This window comes from Cerasicoccus maritimus (assembly GCA_031296935.1).
Lineage (GTDB): Bacteria > Verrucomicrobiota > Verrucomicrobiia > Opitutales > Cerasicoccaceae > Cerasicoccus > Cerasicoccus maritimus.
Map to the genome: position 1 here is coordinate 117,984 of JAVDPD010000006.1, position 17,098 is coordinate 135,081.

At 57.1% G+C, this 17,098-nt stretch carries 16 protein-coding genes; 11 read left to right on the top strand and 5 right to left on the bottom strand.

The features are described 5' to 3' along the window. Positions 1–20: 20 nt before the first annotated feature. From RBB62_RS05940 to RBB62_RS05985, 10 genes are all read left to right on the top strand, one after another. The gene (locus RBB62_RS05940; RefSeq protein ID WP_309397818.1) at positions 21–569 is read left to right on the top strand and encodes a pyridoxamine 5'-phosphate oxidase family protein; all 549 of its coding nucleotides are present in this window, start codon (positions 21–23) and stop codon (positions 567–569) included. An 82-nt stretch (positions 570–651) separates the two neighbouring features. Beyond that, entirely contained in the window at positions 652–1,794 is a 1,143-nt protein-coding gene (locus tag RBB62_RS05945) for a polysaccharide deacetylase family protein (RefSeq protein ID WP_309397819.1), read from the top strand. A gap of 603 nt (positions 1,795–2,397) precedes the next feature. Beyond that, the gene (nirB, locus tag RBB62_RS05950) at positions 2,398–5,379 is read left to right on the top strand and encodes a nitrite reductase large subunit NirB (RefSeq protein ID WP_309397820.1); all 2,982 of its coding nucleotides are present in this window, start codon (positions 2,398–2,400) and stop codon (positions 5,377–5,379) included. A gap of 77 nt (positions 5,380–5,456) precedes the next feature. Beyond that, on the top strand, positions 5,457–6,077 hold the full coding sequence (locus tag RBB62_RS05955) for a DUF4202 domain-containing protein (RefSeq protein WP_309397821.1): 621 nt from the start codon (positions 5,457–5,459) through the stop codon (positions 6,075–6,077). Positions 6,078–6,132: 55 nt separating this feature from the next. Further along, positions 6,133–6,933, top strand: a complete 801-nt coding sequence (gene modA, locus RBB62_RS05960; protein WP_309397822.1) for a molybdate ABC transporter substrate-binding protein — start codon at positions 6,133–6,135, stop codon at positions 6,931–6,933. Position 6,934: 1 nt separating this feature from the next. Then, complete coding sequence (gene modB, locus RBB62_RS05965; protein WP_309397823.1) at positions 6,935–7,639, top strand: molybdate ABC transporter permease subunit; 705 nt, start codon at positions 6,935–6,937, stop codon at positions 7,637–7,639. After that, a complete protein-coding gene (gene modC / locus RBB62_RS05970; RefSeq protein ID WP_309397824.1) occupies positions 7,617–8,717 on the top strand; it encodes a molybdenum ABC transporter ATP-binding protein in 1,101 nt (366 codons plus the stop codon). Before modB ends, modC begins: the two co-directional genes overlap by 23 nt. A 68-nt stretch (positions 8,718–8,785) precedes the next feature. Next, a complete protein-coding gene (locus tag RBB62_RS05975) occupies positions 8,786–9,628 on the top strand; it encodes a carotenoid biosynthesis protein (protein ID WP_309397825.1) in 843 nt (280 codons plus the stop codon). Between the two features lie 288 nt (positions 9,629–9,916). Further along, a complete protein-coding gene (locus tag RBB62_RS05980) occupies positions 9,917–11,149 on the top strand; it encodes a pyrophosphate--fructose-6-phosphate 1-phosphotransferase (protein ID WP_309397826.1) in 1,233 nt (410 codons plus the stop codon). Positions 11,150–11,286: 137 nt separating this feature from the next. Then, positions 11,287–11,751 carry a hypothetical protein gene (locus RBB62_RS05985; RefSeq protein ID WP_309397827.1) on the top strand — a complete coding sequence of 155 codons (465 nt, stop codon included), beginning with the start codon at positions 11,287–11,289 and terminating at the stop codon, positions 11,749–11,751. Positions 11,752–11,766: 15 nt separating this feature from the next. Here RBB62_RS05985 and RBB62_RS05990 read toward each other — a convergent pair whose 3' ends face one another. The 4 genes from RBB62_RS05990 to hisN form a co-directional block, all read right to left on the bottom strand. Further along, positions 11,767–12,954, bottom strand: a complete 1,188-nt coding sequence (locus RBB62_RS05990) for a hypothetical protein (protein WP_309397828.1) — start codon at positions 12,952–12,954, stop codon at positions 11,767–11,769. A 248-nt stretch (positions 12,955–13,202) separates the two neighbouring features. Further along, entirely contained in the window at positions 13,203–13,997 is a 795-nt protein-coding gene (locus tag RBB62_RS05995) for an AsmA family protein (RefSeq protein WP_309397829.1), read from the bottom strand. Between the two features lie 60 nt (positions 13,998–14,057). Beyond that, positions 14,058–14,648, bottom strand: a complete 591-nt coding sequence (locus tag RBB62_RS06000) for a hypothetical protein (protein WP_309397830.1) — start codon at positions 14,646–14,648, stop codon at positions 14,058–14,060. Positions 14,649–14,686: 38 nt separating this feature from the next. After that, positions 14,687–15,463, bottom strand: coding sequence for a histidinol-phosphatase (gene hisN / locus RBB62_RS06005; protein ID WP_309397831.1), 777 nt, complete (start codon positions 15,461–15,463; stop codon positions 14,687–14,689). Positions 15,464–15,599: 136 nt separating this feature from the next. On the opposite strand from hisN, the gene RBB62_RS06010 reads away from it, so the two are divergent. Further along, a complete protein-coding gene (locus RBB62_RS06010) occupies positions 15,600–16,268 on the top strand; it encodes a 3'-5' exonuclease (RefSeq protein WP_309397832.1) in 669 nt (222 codons plus the stop codon). Positions 16,269–16,431: 163 nt separating this feature from the next. Here RBB62_RS06010 and RBB62_RS06015 read toward each other — a convergent pair whose 3' ends face one another. Continuing rightward, on the bottom strand, positions 16,432–17,070 hold the full coding sequence (locus RBB62_RS06015; RefSeq protein ID WP_309397833.1) for a hypothetical protein: 639 nt from the start codon (positions 17,068–17,070) through the stop codon (positions 16,432–16,434). Between the last annotated feature and the right edge of the window lie 28 nt (positions 17,071–17,098).

Consider the following 17,098-nt stretch of genomic DNA (forward strand, 5'->3'; position numbering starts at 1 on the left):
TTGCAGTCATAGTTTTACTTATGGGCAAAGTTTACGACGCCATCGATGACAAAATCCGCCAGTGGGTGGAGCACCAGAAACTATTCTTTGTGGCCACGGCGCCGCTTTCGGGCGACGGCTTGGTCAACTGTTCGCCGAAGGGGATGGACAGCTTTCGCATCCTCGGGCCAACGACAGTTGCCTACCTCGACCTGACCGGCAGCGGCGTGGAGACCATTGCTCATCTCAAGGAAAACGGCCGCATCGTGGTGATGTTTTGCGCGTTCGACGGCGGGCCCAAGATCATGCGTTTCCACGGCAAAGGCGTGGTTCACGAGCTGGGCAGCGAAGGCTATGCAGCGCTGCTCCCGCAGTTTGAGGAAATTGCCGGTGCCCGCTCGATCATCGTCGTCGAGGTGTCGCGAATCAGCGATTCCTGCGGCTGGGGCGTCCCGCTCTACGACTACAAGGAAGACCGCCAGACCCTGCGCATCGCCAGCGAAAAAGAAGGCCCCGACGGCATGATCGCTTACCGCGAGAAGAATAATCGTCAGTCGCTGGACGGCCTGATCGGCTTTCAGTCGGACTGACCCAGTGTTAGTGCATTTCGGCAACGGTTGAGTGTATGCATTCGCTATTGATTTCCGGAGAGGGATGATTTTTAGTCGTCCAATGCGATTATCAAGCGTTGTATTTGGCCTTTTACTCGCCGCTGCGGCCCCCCTTATTGCCGAGCAAAAACTGAATCTGCCACTGCCCGAAAGTGGCGTGCGCTACACCTCGGCCGAGGAAACAAAGCCGCAGTGGCCAGCTGAGCCGGGTGAAGGCACGGTCTGCCTGTGGGGCGACGGCAAGATGGGTGCAATTTCCATCACTATCGACGACAACAATTACCCGGACGTTGAGTTCTGGCAGCGGATGAGCGAGAAGTTTGGCTGGAAGTTTACCTGGTTCCTCATCGTCTACCCTGGGATGTATGACATCTACAACCAGCAGCCCGGCAACAACCTTGGCTACAACGGCACGCCTGAAAAATGGAAAGTCCTTTACGACCAGGGGCACGAAATAGAGCTCCACGGCTCCTGCAAGCAGATGAACCACCTGAGCCAAGAGGATTACCGCGAGCACATCGCGCTCTCCCAAAAGTATCTCGAGGACAACATCGGTAATCGCATCCTGAGCTATGCCTATCCCTGCGGTGCCTCCGGCACGAAGGACGAGCCTGGCATTTACCAAGAGGTCATCGGTGAAACGATGATCGCCGCGCGCGGCACGCAAGGTGGCTCCACGCCACCACACTTGATCGACTACCTCAATACGCGCAGCCTGGGTGCCGTTGGCTTCCACAAGCCCGAAGTGACTCAAAAGCGCTTTGACCAGATGCTCGACCCTAAGCGCCCATGGAAATACAGCTACTATCGCGGATGGGGTATCGTGCTATACCACGGCTTGCTTAAGGACGAAAAAAAAGCCACTGCCGAAGCCGGCCTACAGTTTATCAAAGATCGTGAGGACCACCTTTGGATCGCGCCATTCACTGTCGTTGCCCGCTACGCACAGGAACGTGAAACCGCCAAGCTCGACATTGCCTCCGCCTCCGTCAACGAGATCCGCTTCAATGTGTCCGACGATATGGACGACAGCATTTACAACATTCCGCTCACGGTGAAGTTCCGCGTCGACGGTTGGTCCGGGGCAGTTGCCCAGCAAAACGGCGAACCCGCTAAGGCTTGGGTCATCGAGCACGAAGGCGCACAGTACGCTATGGTTTACGCCATCCCGGACGCCGGCGAAGTCGTGCTGCGGAAGCAGTAGGAATGGTGGTTAACTCGGGCTATCGTTTCTGGCGTTGTAAGCTCATGCCGTCGTTAGATTGCTTGGTATTAGCACGATAGTGTCACTGCATTCTGGCCAAAAGATCACCATCCCCTTCCAAACATAGGTCTGGCTAGCCACCCTTAGCGAGCTATTACGTTTTCAGAGATGAAATCGCGCCTCGCCAAAAATATAATCCAGAATGCTTGATTTCGCCAAGCTCATTAGATGCCTACATGGAAGCCGGTTGTAACATAGTAATTTATGCATGGTTTGAATCATTGAATGCTGGTGGTGGAAATGATTCTGATTCGTCAATTGAAATTTACATATTAGCGTCGCAAGAAATGGGTCCGATTATTCCTTAGCTATTGGAATTCGCACTGCGTTGAATAGGCGTTTGGCGGTATCCAATGAAGCGGTTGAGGCGCATAAGACTGCCTATATTGCATCATATGGAGTGAATGGTATGTTTCGCCACTTCAATTGATGAATTAGATTCATGGAAGTGTTGAAAATTATTACGCTGATTTATGGTCGCGGGATGGTCGTGATTCCATGATAATAAGTTTGTACAAAGGCTCATTTGACTAAGACTCGACTATGACTCAGCACCAGAAAACAATCGTCGTTATCGGCCACGGGATGGTCGGGCACCGCTTCTGCGAGCGTATGGCGCAGTTTGATGAATCGCAGACTTACCGCATCGTCACCTTTTGCGAGGAGCCGCGAGCGGCCTATGACCGTGTCGGGCTGACCTCGTTTTTCGCCCACCGCGACGCCGAGCAACTGATGCTCGCCCGATTGGATTGGTACCACGAGCAAGGCTTTGAGCTCCACATCGGCGACCGCGCGACGGAGATCGACCGGGAGCGCAAGGTGGTGAAGTCCGAGAAGGGCCTGGCGATTGCTTACGACGCCGTGGTGCTGGCGACTGGCTCTTACCCCTTCGTGCCGCCGATCCCCGGCGTCGAGAAGAGCGGGGTGTTTGTTTACCGCACCATCGAAGACCTCGAAAAAATCATCGAATACGGCGGCAAAGTTAAAAAGGCGGCCGTGATTGGCGGTGGTCTGCTCGGGCTGGAAGCGGCGAAGGCGGCGTTCGACCTCGGCTTGGAAACGCACGTCATCGAATTTGCGCCGCGCCTGATGCCGCGTCAGGTCGACGAGGCCGGTTCGCGCATCTTGAAGGACAAGATCGAGGAGCTCGGCGTGCAGGTTCACCTCGGCACGGCCACGGATGAAATTCTCGGCAACGGCTCCGTCGAAGGCATGAAGTTCAAGGACGGCGGCGAGCTGGACGTGGGCATGATCATTGTCTCGGCTGGCATTCGCCCGCGCGACGAGCTCGCCAAGGAATGTGGCATCGAGCTCGGGCCCCGCGGCGGCATCCTGATCGACGACGAGCTGCGCACGAGTGATCCGTCCATTTTCGCCATTGGCGAAGTCGCGCTGCACCAAAACATGATCTACGGCCTCGTCGCGCCCGGCTACGAAATGGCTGAAAAGCTCGCAGCTAATCTTTGCGGCGACACGCAGACTTTCAACGGCGCTGATATGTCCACCAAGCTCAAGCTGATGGGCGTCGATGTAGCCAGCTTTGGCGACTACGAGGCGGGCCCGGAGGCGGCGACATCACTCGTGGCGGAAGACCCCTTCAGCGGCAAATACAAGCGCTTGTTTTTCTCCAAGGACGGCAAAAAGCTCGTGGGCGGCATCCTCGTGGGCGACGCTTCCGAGTATGGCACGCTGTCCGCGTTTGCCAAGGCCGGCGAAGACCTCCCTGCCGCGCCAACGGACATTATGGGCCTCAATGGCGGAGGCGGCGCAGCGTTAGGCGGCGTCGAAGCCATGCCCGATTCCGCGCAGATCTGCTCCTGCAACAATGTGAGCAAGGCGCAGATCTGCTCGGCGATCGAAGATCAGGAATGCGACTCCCCGGCAGCGGTCAAGGCCTGCACGAGCGCGGGCTCCGGCTGCGGTGGTTGCATGCCGCTGGTGACCGATCTTTTCAACGCCGAGATGAAGCGTCTCGGTCGCACGGTCAACAAGGACCTCTGCGAGCACTTTGCCTACACGCGTCAGGAGCTGTTCGACATCTGCCGCGTCAAAAAGATCAACAATTTTGAGGATCTGCTGAAGGAAGCCGGCCACGGTGAGGGTTGCGAAATTTGCAAGCCGACCGCCGCGTCGATTTTCGCCAGTTTGTTCAATGATGTAATCGTCGACCCGAAGCACGCTACCCTGCAGGACACCAACGACCGCTTCCTCGCCAACATGCAGCGAGGTGGCCTCTATTCGGTTGTTCCGCGCGTGCCGGGCGGCGAAATTTTGCCCGACCAATTGATCGTGCTTGGCCAGGTGGCGAAGAAATACGGTCTGTATTCCAAGATCACCGGTGGCCAGCGCGTGGACCTCTTTGGCGCTAAAATGCAGGACCTGCCAAACATCTGGGAAGAGCTGATCGCGGCGGGCTTTGAGTCCGGCCACGCCTACGGCAAGGCGCTGCGCACAGTCAAGAGCTGTGTCGGCTCGAGCTGGTGCCGCTACGGGGTGCAGGACTCGGTGAAGTTCGCGATCCAAGTCGAGGAGCGCTACCGCGGTATCCGCGCACCGCACAAAATGAAGATGGCCGTCTCCGGCTGCACCCGCGAATGCGCCGAAGCGCAAAGCAAGGACTTCGGCCTGATCGCGACCGAGACCGGCTACAATCTTTACGTCTGCGGCAACGGCGGGCAGAAGCCGCGTCACGCTGACTTGATTGCGACCGACCTCAGCGAGGAAGAAACGATCAAGCTGATGGACCGCGTGATGATGTTCTACATCCAGACCGCCGACCGCTTGACGCGCACCAGCGTGTGGCTCGAAAAAATGGAAGGCGGGCTCGACTATTTGAAGTCCGTTGTGATCGATGACAAGCTCGGCATCTGCGATGAGCTGGAGCGCCAGATGCAGTTCCTCGTCGACACCTACCAGTGCGAGTGGAAGGCTGTCGTGGACGACCCCAAAAAGCGCAAATTCTTCCAGCAGTTCGTCAACACCGACGAGAGCGAGCCGATCATCGAGATGGTCGATGAGCGTGGCCAACAGCGCCCCGAATACTGGAGCAAGGTGGGCGGCGACGTGCTTGGCCTCAAGGTTGGCGAGGTCGATTTTGCCGAGGCCCGCAAGTCCGCGAACACACGCTTGGTGACGGTTGGCAAGGTGTGGGACTTCCCGCAAAACGGCGGCGCCGCAGTCAAGGTTGGCAAGGTCCAGCTGGCAGTTTTCCACTTCGACAGCCGCGGCGAATGGTATGCCACGCAAAACATGTGCCCGCACAAGAAGGCCTTCGTGTTGTCGCGCGGGATCATTGGCGACAAGCAAAACACGCCCAAGGTTTCCTGCCCGCTGCACAAGAATAACTTCAGCCTGCAAACGGGTGAGTGCATTAGCGGCGAAGATTATCGGATCGAGACGTTCCCGGTGCACATTCTGGAAGACGATGTGATGCTGGAGTTGCCGTCGCAGGACATTCTGGACGCGGCGCTTTCCACGGAAAACTTCTGTAAGACCGGTTGCAGTAGCACCTGCGCAACCGCATAGCTAGAAGAGAGTAAAAAGTCAAAATGAGCTAAGCTCCGGCGTCGACAGGCGTCGGAGCTTCTTTTTTAATGCCGCTCATGTTTGATATTTCTATTCCCGACAGCGACATCGCCAACCGCGAACGCTTTGACCAAGCCGTCGCGCGCTTCGATGCGATTAACCAGGAGGATCCGGCCGAAATCACCTTTGAAGGGACGATCTATGCGGCCGAGTATTTGCTGGCGCAGGCGCTCTGCTATCGGGTCGTGCAGTTGGCACCCGAGGCGTCGGAGCCGTTGTTGCTCGCGAGCCGTTCGCAGCATTTGCGGCGTTGGGAGCGTCCTCGCAGCGAATATCCGGAAGGCCGTGCGGCTTACTTGAAGTGGCGCGCCGATCTGAAGGTGTTCCACGCCGACGAGTCGGCCAAGGTGTTGGGGGAGCTCGGCTACGAGCAGGAGACGATTGACGCCGTCCGCGAGCTGAACCTGAAGAAGAACATCAAGGGCAACGCTGATTGCCAGACGCTGGAAGACGGTCTGTGCCTGGTTTTCCTTCAATTTCAATACGACGGCATCGTTGAGAAATACGACGAGGCAAAGGTCATCAGCATCCTGCAGAAGACGGCGAAAAAAATGAGCCCTGTGGGCCTGGAAGCCGCGACGAAGCTGGACTATTCTCCGCGCGGCAAGGAACTCTTGCTGAAGGCATTAGCGGGCTGATTACCTAATGGCGGCGCGGTCATTGGCCAGCGCTTTGCTGCAAATGAGCCCGGGTATGAAGCTATCAGCCACAGTTAAATGGGGTGCGCTTTTCGGCGCGGCGTTGCTCTTGAGCGCTTGCGGGAAAGACACAGCGACAACGAATTCCATCACCGTGTTTGCCGCGGCGAGCTTGAACGACGCCGTCACGGAAATCGCGCAGGCTTACACGGCTGAGACGGGCACGGAGGTCGTCTTGAACTTCGCGGGCTCGGGCTCGCTGGCCAAGCAAATCATGGCCTCGCCCCAAGCCGATGTCTACCTGAGCGCAAACGCGCGCTGGATGGACGAGGTGGAAGAAGCGGGCTTGATCATCGACGGATCACGCGCGGACTTGCTGTCGAATCAACTTGTAGTGGTCTGCATGCAGAGTGCGCCGTTTCAGTTGAGTAGCCCGGCGGAATTGGCGTCGCTTGATTTTCAATACCTGGTCATCGGCGATCCGGCTTACGTGCCCGCCGGCCAATACGCGAAGGGTTGGCTAGAGAAACTTTCCGCGCCCGACGGCGCGTCGGTTTGGTCGCAGTTGGATGGCCGCCTCTCGCCGATGCCGGATGTGCGTGCAGCCTTGAAGCAGGTGAGTAACAATGGCAAGCTCGTGGGCATTGTTTACCGCACCGACTATTTGACTGAGAAAGACCAGCTGCGCGAGCTCTACTCCGTGCCGCTGGGCGATGCTGCGCCGATCCGCTACTGCGTGGCCGAGATCGCGGGTGCCGACGAAACCAGCGGCGCAGACTTCCTGAAGTTCCTGAGCACACCGGCCGCGAAAAGCGTGTTTGAGCGCTATGGGTTTTTACCGGTAAACAACGACTGATATGGAGCCGATCATCAACGTCATCCTTTCCACGCTGGCTTGGGCGAGCTTGGCGTCGTTGATTGTATTTTTGCTCGGCACGCCGCTGGCGTATTGGATGGCGCGGTATGACTTCATAGGCAAGCGCGCGCTGATCGCGATCTCCAGCTTGCCGCTGGTGTTGCCGCCGACGGCGGTGGGCTACCTGTTGCTCCTGCTGCTGGCCGACCGCGGTTTGCTGGGGCGCGAAACGCTGGGCTTCAGCCTCGATATTTTGCTGACTTGGAAGGGCGTGGTGTTGGCCTATTGCGTGATGTCGTTCCCGCTGTATTTGCGGACCGCGCGCGTGAGCTTTGAGGCGGTCGACCCTGGCTTGGAGTCGATCAACCGCACACTAGGCAATAGCCGTTTAGCGACGTTTTTTGCGGTCACTTTGCCGCTGGCCAAGCGCGGTTTGGCGGCGGGGATTATTCTGTCGTTTACGCGTGCGATGGGCGAGTTTGGCGCGACAATCATGGTTGCGGCCAACATCCCCGGCAAGACGCAGACGCTGGCCTCAGCGATCTACAGCGCGCAGCAATCGGGCGACGACACGCGGGCGAATATCCTGCTGATGGTCGCCATCGCGCTGGGCTTCATTTTGGTTTACCTGACGGAGTGGCTCGCGCAGCCGAAGCGCTTCACCAACTCACACGCATCGAACTATGCCACTGTCCATCCACATTGAGAGCGACGCGGGCGTGGGGCTGGCCTCGTTTCAGCATGAGTTCGCGGCGCCGGTCGCGGGCGTGTTCGGGCCGTCGGGTTGCGGCAAAACGACTTTGCTCGAAACGATATGCGGCATGCGGCGTCCGTCGATGACAACCGGGCGCATTGTCTTCAACGACACGGTGTGGCTCGACCAGGCGCAGGGCATTTGTCTGCCGCCGGAAGCACGCAACGTGGGCTATGTGCCGCAGCAGCATTTGCTGTTCCCGCATTGGCTGGTGCGGCAAAATCTGCTCGCCGGTCAGAAGCGCGCCTTGGCGCAGGGGAGCGATGTGAAGTCGCTGATGCAGCAGGCGGTCGATGCGCTGGAGCTGGGCGATTTGCTGGAGCGGTATCCGCATCAATTGTCCGGCGGGCAGCGTCAACGCGTGGCGCTGGGGCGGGCGTTGATCTCGGGCGCGAAGCTGCTCCTGCTCGACGAGCCGCTGGCGTCGCTTGACCACAAATTGCGCTACCGCATCATCCCGTTTTTGCAGCAGATTCGGGAGACGTTTCAGGTCCCGATGTTGATCGTTTCCCACCAGCCGGCGGAGCTGCAGGCGCTGTGTGATGAAGTGGTGGTGATGGAGCAGGGGAGGCTGGCCGACAAAGGCTCGCCGCGCGATGTGTTCCTGAAGTCCGAGATTTATTCGGCGCTGGAAGACGGCTTTGAAAACATACTCTACGGCCACGTGGTGAGCTACACTGAAACGCTGACCACGCTGAAGCTTTGCGATGCAAAGCTTGGCCCAGAAGTGCAGGTGTCGCGCATTGATTTACCTGCTGGTTCGCGGGCGTTGCTGCGACTCAACGCGCACGAGATCATGCTCGCGAAGCAGCCGGTGGCAAAGATCTCGGCGCGCAACCGCCTGCCGTCGCGCATTGTCGAGCTGCGCATGTTGCCGAACAAAGTGATCGTGGTGACGCAGGTCGGCGACTGCGCGGAGGCGATCATTGCGGCGGAAGTGACGCCAGATGCAGTGGACAGTTTGGACCTGAAAGTGGGCGATGGCGTATTCCTCGTCATCAAGTCAAACAGCTTCCAGGTCTGTCGTTAAGCGGGTGTGAATAATCTTCGTCAACGAGGGGTTGCAGCAGGCATGAAAGGCGCTCAACTTTTCGGACAATGTTTCGACGGCTGTTTCAAGTAATCCTGATTTGGTACGCGATTTGGTTCCTGGTGGGGCTGGTCGCGGTGGCGATTCCCTATGAGTCGCCGGTGGGCCACTGGGAGGATTTGCTGTTCATGATTCTGGCTTCGGCGGTGATCTTTTTTGACGCCGGTCGGCGCATCGGCTGGGGGGCGACGATTGCCTACTTTGTCTGGATCGCGGCGGTGTCGGGCGGCATGGAAATGCTGGGCGCGATGACGGGGCTGCCGTTCGGCAACTACGTCTACACGGACAATTTCGGGCCGCGCATCGCGGGGATTTTGCCTTGGGCGATTCCGCTGGCGTGGTGGGTGGTGCTTTACCCGCTGCTGCTCCTGATGAACAGCATGGTCCGCAACAAGCGGGAACCGCGACCCGGGCTGATCGCGCTGGGGGTGGCGATTTGCGCGACCGGGGTGGACCTCGCCTTGGAGCCGGTGGCGACCATCGTGCGCGAGTATTGGATCTGGGAAAGCACGGGCGCCTACTACGGGGTGCCGCTGCTGAATTTCTTTGGCTGGTTCATCACGGCGTGGATCATTGTGTTCCCGATTCAGTATTTCATGGGCCGTATTTTGATCGAGGGCTACATCGCACCGGGGGCTATGTTTTTGCCGTTTGCCGCGCTGGGTAGTGTGTTGGCGAGCTTCCTGATCGCGGGCATGGTGCACGGGCTTTGGCTGGCCAGCGCGTGGACCGCATTCCTGACATTGCTGGTCACCGTGATCGTGGTGCGCTTTGCCTGGCCGCGCCGCGAGGTGTTCATGATGAATCACCAGGGGCGCTACCAGCCGGGCTATCGTCCGCGGCGTTATTAGCTCCGCGACGATGTTAAACCTTAGCAGCGTCGATGCTAAGTAATGACACAGGCGATGCTAAGGCTTAGCACAGGCGGTGTTAAGGTTTAGCACAGTCTGTGCTATGGAATGACGCAGGTGCTGCGGAATCCGGCTTTTCTGCGGCATGCGCGGGGTGGGGAGAAGGGTGACCTGTATTAGCTGTCTAAATGTTAGATTGGCGCAAATTTCAATTTTCTGATGAATAAAAGCGTCTCGGCGCCGGTTTTTGCTTCCCTCCGGGGCGCAGATTGATTGGATGGACGCGCTATGGGAGCACCTAAAAAAGTCGGAATCCTTACTGCAGGCGGCCTCGCCCCCTGCTTATCCTCCGCCATTGGCGGCCTGATTGAACGCTACACGGAGATCGCGCCGGACATCGAGATCATCTGCTACGTGGGCGGTTATAAGGGCCTCTTGCTCGGCGAGAGCATTGTCGTGACGCCGGAGATGCGCAAGGACGCGCACATCCTCCACCGCCACGGCGGCAGCCCGATCGGCAACAGCCGCGTGAAGCTGACCAACGTGAAGGACTGCGTGAAGCGCGGCCTCGTGCAGGAAGGCGAAGACCCGCAGAAGGTCGCCGCGGACCAACTCGTCAAGGACGGCGTGGACGTGCTCCACACCATCGGTGGCGACGACACCAACACCGCTGCTGCCGATCTCGCTGCGTTCCTGAAGCGCAACGACTACGATCTGCAGGTTATCGGCTTGCCGAAGACGATCGACAACGACGTCTTCCCAATCGCCCAGAGCCTCGGCGCCTGGACGGCTGCCGAAGAAGGCGCGAAGTATTTCCGCAACATCGTGGCTGAGCACAACGCCAACCCGCGCATGTTGATCGTCCACGAAGTCATGGGCCGCTCCTGCGGTTGGTTGACGGCTGCGACCGCCAAATACTACCGCGACGAAATCCTCGGCGACCGTGGTTTCGTGCCTGGTCTGGGCCTCAACGAAAAGCGCGTTGACGTGCACGCGATCTACATCCCCGAGATGGAAATCGACCTCGAAGCCGAAGCCGCTCGCCTGAAGAAGATCATGGACGAAGTCGACTGCGTGAACATCTTCGTTTCCGAAGGCGCAGGCGTGGAATCCATCGTGAAGCAGATGGAAGCCGCCGGCCAGGAAGTGCCGCGTGACGCCTTTGGCCACGTGAAGCTGGACGCCGTGAACCCCGGAAAATACTTTGGTAGCAAGTTCGCGGAAGCTCTTGGCGCCGAGAAGAACATGGTGCAAAAGAGTGGCTACTTCAGCCGCGCCGCTCCGGCCAACGTTGACGACCTTCGCCTGATCAAAAGCTGCACGGACCTCGCGGTTCAGTGTGCGCACGAAGGCAAGACCGGCGTTATCGGCCACGACGAAGACCAGAGCAACATCCTGCGTGCCATCGAGTTCGAGCGCATCAAGGGTGGCAAGCCGTTCAATATCGACGAGCCTTGGTTCGACGAGTTGCTCGCCGCGATTGGTCAGCCCAAGGGCAAGAAGGTCGAAGTCGCCCACTAGGCAGCGTCCCGCTGCACCGGAGAGTCGGCCGTAGGCCGGGGCTAGGAGGCAGACGAAGATTCTGAATTCTTTTTCATAGTCCGAAGTTTCTGAGATTAGTCTTGGGAACTTCGGGCCTTTTTATTGTCATAATTGGCATGATACCCGAAGAGAAAGCCAAGCAGTTGGTCCGTGAGTGGGGCCGCCGGTTCGACGAGCATTTGGGGCTGTCGGGTTTTCTCGACATCCTGGCCGAGGACGGATTGCTGATGAAATTCGGCGAAAACGCGTGGCGTGGACTGGCGGGGTTCGAAGATCACCTGAAGCTTAAGACGAAGTTTTTCGACGAGGCGCATGTCTATGACGAGAGCGGCTGGGACATCGAGGTCGGCGAGACCGAAACCAAGGTTCGTTCCAAGATGATGTGGGCTTGCCGCACGCGTGAGGACTTTGCGCCGCGCAGCCAAGAATTATGTGCGGATCTAGAGCATCGCTGGGTGATGGTCACTTGTCCACGGCGTGGGATACCCGTGATTCAATACCACGAATGCGTGTCGCTGAAGTATCGTCCGGGGCAGGGGCCAGATGGTGACCACGTCGGCGACGTGCATTTGGACCACTAAGTGGGGTCGCAGCAGCTACTGTTCGGCAGTCTCGCTCTCGGTGGATGGAGCGGATTCCTCCAGCGTGGTAGCGGCGGCATCAACCGATTCCTCGGCGGAGGCAGCGGCGTGTTCAGCCTCAGCCTTCAGTTTTACATCCTCAGGAACGGGAGTAATCAAAATCGGCACGATCATGGCCAAGCAAATGGCGACCACGGAACCCATGACAGCCTTACCGGCGTCGCCAAACACCATGTTGCGCAATTTCTTCTTGCTGCGGTGACGCATGACGAGTGCGAGACCGATTTCGCGACCTGCCAACAAGCCAAGGAAAACCCAGGTTGTGCTCATCGGCATCTTGGGCGGCCACGGCACGGCTAGGTCCATTGCGGCAAACAATTTGGGAATGTAGTCGACCTTGAAGAAGAGCAGAACCAGTCCGTAAAGCAGGTCGATAAAGGTCGCCGAGCGGACGTCGATGGTGTTCGTTTTCTTGGTGACGATGTTTTGAATTTTGCCGCCTCGCTGGCGAATCAGATAGCCCTGGAGCAGCGCCATGCCAAGCAGTGATATTACCAACCCGCCTACATGCAGTTGTCGTGGTAGGTAGACAAAAATATTCGCCAAATCCTGCACCAGCCACATTGACCAGAGGAAGCCGGTGGAGAGCCATTGAAAAACGGTCCAAAATGGGTGCGGTTTATCTTCACCATAGGTCGCCACAAAGTGTTTTTCCAGTTTGCCAGTTACGAGGACGACAATCACGAGACCTAGGATGAAAGCGATAGCGTAGCCGACTAGCGACTTCTCCATCATGGATTTAAAGAGGTCCACAGCTTCCGTGTAGCTGCCGCCTTCCTGCGCGGCGACGATGCCCTTGAAGCCGGTGAGGACCAACAGCGATGTGCTGACCGGGATGCCCCAACGCGTCAGAATAACCAAGGCTAACGGTGGTAGAATGAACACCCAAGTGAAAACGCCGCCATAGTCGGATGGGAAAGGGATTTCCTTTGCTGCCAAGCGTCCGAAAGCGGGGTCGCCACCGTTGCGAATCCAGCCCCAGGTGACTGTGAGGATCATGATGCCGGAGATCCAAGCCCAGAGTATCCACCAAGGGCGCTTTGAATTGGAACTGAGGAAGGTGCCCAGCGTTTGAATCGAATCGTTGGCGACAATTGCATAGGCCGCCATAGCGAACCCGATTATCATGAATAGTTCAGACATAACTGATGGAAGACCTTGCTCAGTTGACAAAGCCTACTTACCAGGCGCAGGTCAATCTTCGTTGGAGCAGTTTCATACTCGTAACACTTCTGCTACTCTGGCTCATGCACTGCCATTTTAGCTTCGGGATCGAGTTCATTACCCCAAATCATCAGGCCCATTAAGCCGGCAAGCAAAATGAGTAACAGCACTGTAAGGGTCCGCGCTTCCTGCGGAGTGAGGCGAAACGGACCCATCACGTGAACTGGTTAATCAAATAGCCCTTTGATGGCCTGGCCTGCTTTGTCGACTGCGTCTCCGGCATTGTCCAGTGATTTGGTTGCAGTGTCGAGGACAGCATTTGGATCATTGGCGATTTCCTGGACCATTTCTGCAGCAACGACGACGACCTTTTCGAGCACAATGCTCAAAATGTAGTCTGTGGCCTCTGCTGGGGTAACGCCCTTACCGCCGAAGTCCTCATTGATCTCCGGTAGCGCTAGTACCTGATTGGCCTTGACCAGAGCCAGATTGACCGAGAGGTCGACTTCTCCATCGGAAACGATGAGCTTGTGTAAGATGAGCGTTTTGCTGGGTTGCTCAGCGTCCGCCGGTTCCTGAGGCGTTTCAGCCGGTGTTTCGTCAGCGGTCTTGTATTTCTTCATGTTGGAGTCGACCTGAGACTTCAACTTGGAAAGGTTATTGGTTGCGAGGTTTTGGTCGTAGGTAAATTTAGGAGCGACGATTTTAATTTCATTTACCTCAATGCGGTCAGAAAGCAGGGAGCTAGGCTCGATGTCGATGTAAATTTCGCCACACTCCATTGCACTGGGCTTCTCGAAACCTTCGGGATTGCCGATGAATAATCCATTGATGCTAATCGTGCCATCGAATACATTGACGCCGGTGCTTTTGATGTAAGTTTGGGTTCCGGTGATTTCCGGACCAAACTTATTGAAAGCCTTTGTGACGCTGCCACCAACAATCGAATTGATGCTGAAATACAGCGCAATTAAGCCGACGACGATCAGAACAAGGAAAGCAATAAGGATTTTTTTGATCATAATGTCTTGTAAACTCTTAGCATTTTTAGGCTGGGGGCGAGATTAAAAAAGAGGCGTAATTTAGGGTTGCTCGCTGTCACTGCTGTCGTCTGATTTGGGCAAGAAACGCCAGAATTCCTTCGTTGGAATCGACTTCAAATAGCTAAAGCCGGATTTCTTAAAAAAGAAGGCGATGCGGGAGTTTTGGGTGTCCAGCGGCTCTACCCAAAAGCATTCATAGCGCTGCGCGCCCAGATCGTTGAGCAACTCTTCAATGGCCGCCGGATTCTGGCGTAGTGTTTCTTGCTCGATGACGACTACCCGGTAGTTCCAGGAGCCTGCTTTCTTAATGTCATCCTGCGTCCAGTCTCGGGCGTCTTCGTACCAGCCACTGGTGGTGTCTTTGGCTTTGCCGTAGTATTCGCCGGTCTTGCCTTTGGCCTTGTCGTAATAGTCGCCGGTAGCGTCTTTGGCGGATTCGTATTTGGCGCGAACTCGCTCCCAGTAACTGTCTTTTTCGGCTTCCGTCGCGTCTTCGGCGGGGGGCGCTTCGTTGAGGATAATGACTTCCTCAGTGGGTTGGGGTGATGCGGGGACGATATTTTCGGTGTTAGCTAGCAGTGGCGCAGTCGAGCCGAGGACCAACACAGTGACGAGGTAGCGGAGAGTCATGGCACCAGTGTAGAACTTCGCTGCCGAAGAGCAAGTCGCTACTCGGGCTCACTTAACGCGCGGATGACTGCCGGATGGATATTCGGATGCGCGGCGATGGCCGACCCAGAGTGCTCGATGTTCGGCGCGCGCCCTTGCCAGTCCGTGATCACGGCGCCGGCCCCACGAACTACGGGCACGAGTGGCAAGAGGTCCCACGGCGCCAGAATCGGGTCGATCATGATGTCCGCGCGGCCGGTCGCCAGCAGCAGGTAACCGTAGCAATCGCCCCAGGTGCGGCGTAGGTAAACGGTTTGCAAGAGATCTTTGAGACCGGGGATTTCGTCGGTCATCTCCATCAAATTCGGGTCCGTGGTCAGCAGGAGGGAGCGCTCGAGCTGAGTTTGCGGGCGGGCTTGGACGACTTTACCGTTCAGCGTGGTCGTCTCGTTGTCGCCGATCAGGCATTGGCGCAGGATGGGCTGGTTGATCACGCCCACGGTTGGCTCGCCTCGGTGGAGCAGGCCAATCAACGTGCCAAACAGTGGGACGTGCGCGACGAAGGACTTCGTGCCGTCGATCGGATCGAGAATCCAGACCCATTCGGCGTCTTCGTTTTCGCTGCCGAATTCTTCGGCTATGATGCCGTGATGCGGGAACTGCTTCTTGATCATGGCGCGCATGATTTCCTCGGCATCGCGGTCGGCGCGGGTCACGGGGGTGTCGTCCTCCTTGTATTCCAAGCCGAGATCATCCTCGTCCCACACTTCACGAATGCGTTGGGCGCTGGCGTCGGCGAGTTGTTGAGCGAAATCTTTGAAAGGCGCGAGGTCCATGGGGAGGGAGTTTGGGCGCTGGTGGAAAGATTTCAGCAAAATTCTTCAATCAGTCAAAATTCACGCGCGGCCGCGTCTTGACTCACCAACCTGCGATAGGCTCTATGGTTGGCATGATCACCTCGAATATCCACTGATGCCGCACTGGGCGGACATCCCGATCTACGTGATCGACTTCGAAGGCGCGGCCAAAAGCGGCGTCGTCGAATACGGTGTGGTCAAGTTACTGCATGGGGTAATCCAATCCGTGCATACACGGCTTTGTGCGCCTTTGGAGGAGCTGACATTGCAAGATACGCGACTGCACGGCATTGCGCAAAAGGATGTCAGCGACTGCGCGCCTTTTGCGGATGAGTGGGAGGAGTTTCGTGACTGGCGAGGGCAGGGGGTCTTTGCTGCGCATCATGCATCGGTGGAGCAGCGGTTACTCAAGCAGCAGTGGAGTTACCCTCCGGCGTCGGTGGATTACCTCCAGGGCGGCAAGGTTGCGGACTGGGGACCGTGGATCGATACCCGGCGACTATACGAGGTCATTTACCCGGATCTTGAGAGCTACAAGTTGGGCGCGTTGATTGAGAGCTTTGCGCTGGAAAGCAAATTGGTCGAACTCGGCGAAGAACTTTGCCCGGACAAACGCCGCCGGGCACACTGTGCGCTGTATGACGCCATCGCTTCGGCTCTACTTTTGTTGCGTATGGCAAAGGAGCCAGGCTTTGACGCGATGAGCATCGCATGGCTTTTAGAGCATAGTCTGCCCTCGCAGGAAAAGCGGGAGGAAGTCAGGCAAAGAGAGCTGTTTGAGTGATGCGGTCTTTATTCTGGATGGGAAAGTTAAGAACAGAGATGTTGGGCTTAGTTGTTTGACTGGCTGCGTGGCTGTCGGGCACGAAAAACGGCCATGAACCGCGAAAGTTGATGGCCGTTGGTGGGATAATCGGAACCACGTGGGTTCAGCGCTGGACTGTCAATTACCCAAGGAATGCGGCAGCCAAAGCGCCACCAAGTAGGAGCAAGAGGATGATCAGCAGCACCCACACGACGGGCGAAGTCTTATATTTGATGTCGGGAGTGGCTTCGATGATCAGCTTGTATTCGTCGGAGAAGACCATCTTCCCCTTGGCGGACCAGATGAGATACAGAATGTAGCCGTTGATCAGCGTGCCGATTGGAAAGCTCAGTAGGCCCAAGGCAGCAATAATTGTTGATGGGATGCGCACCCAGCGCTTGAGTTTTCGGAAGCCAACGGCCAAGAAGATCATCAGAGTGCCCATGACCAAATAAAAGATTGCAATGCCAAGCATGAAACCAACGCCTTCGGGTCCCATTTCACCGCCAGAGCTGGCGAAGCCGCCTACCAGCATGCCTAGGCTGCCAAGAATCATGAGCACTCCGCCGAGCAGGTAAAGGATACCGATTGATTTTAGCGAAGCTTCGTGCTTGATGTGGGTTTGGCGAATTTCCTCATCCATGCCAGTTGTGGTCGGAGTGCCGGTTTCCTTGAGGCGCTGAATGTAGTCGTCGCGACAGCTCGGACAGACTTGCGTATCGCCCATTGGAATGAGCACATTGGTGGCAACGACTGCTCCGCAATTGGGGCAGGTCGTCATTTGGTCAGAAGGATTTGTTGGAATTTCC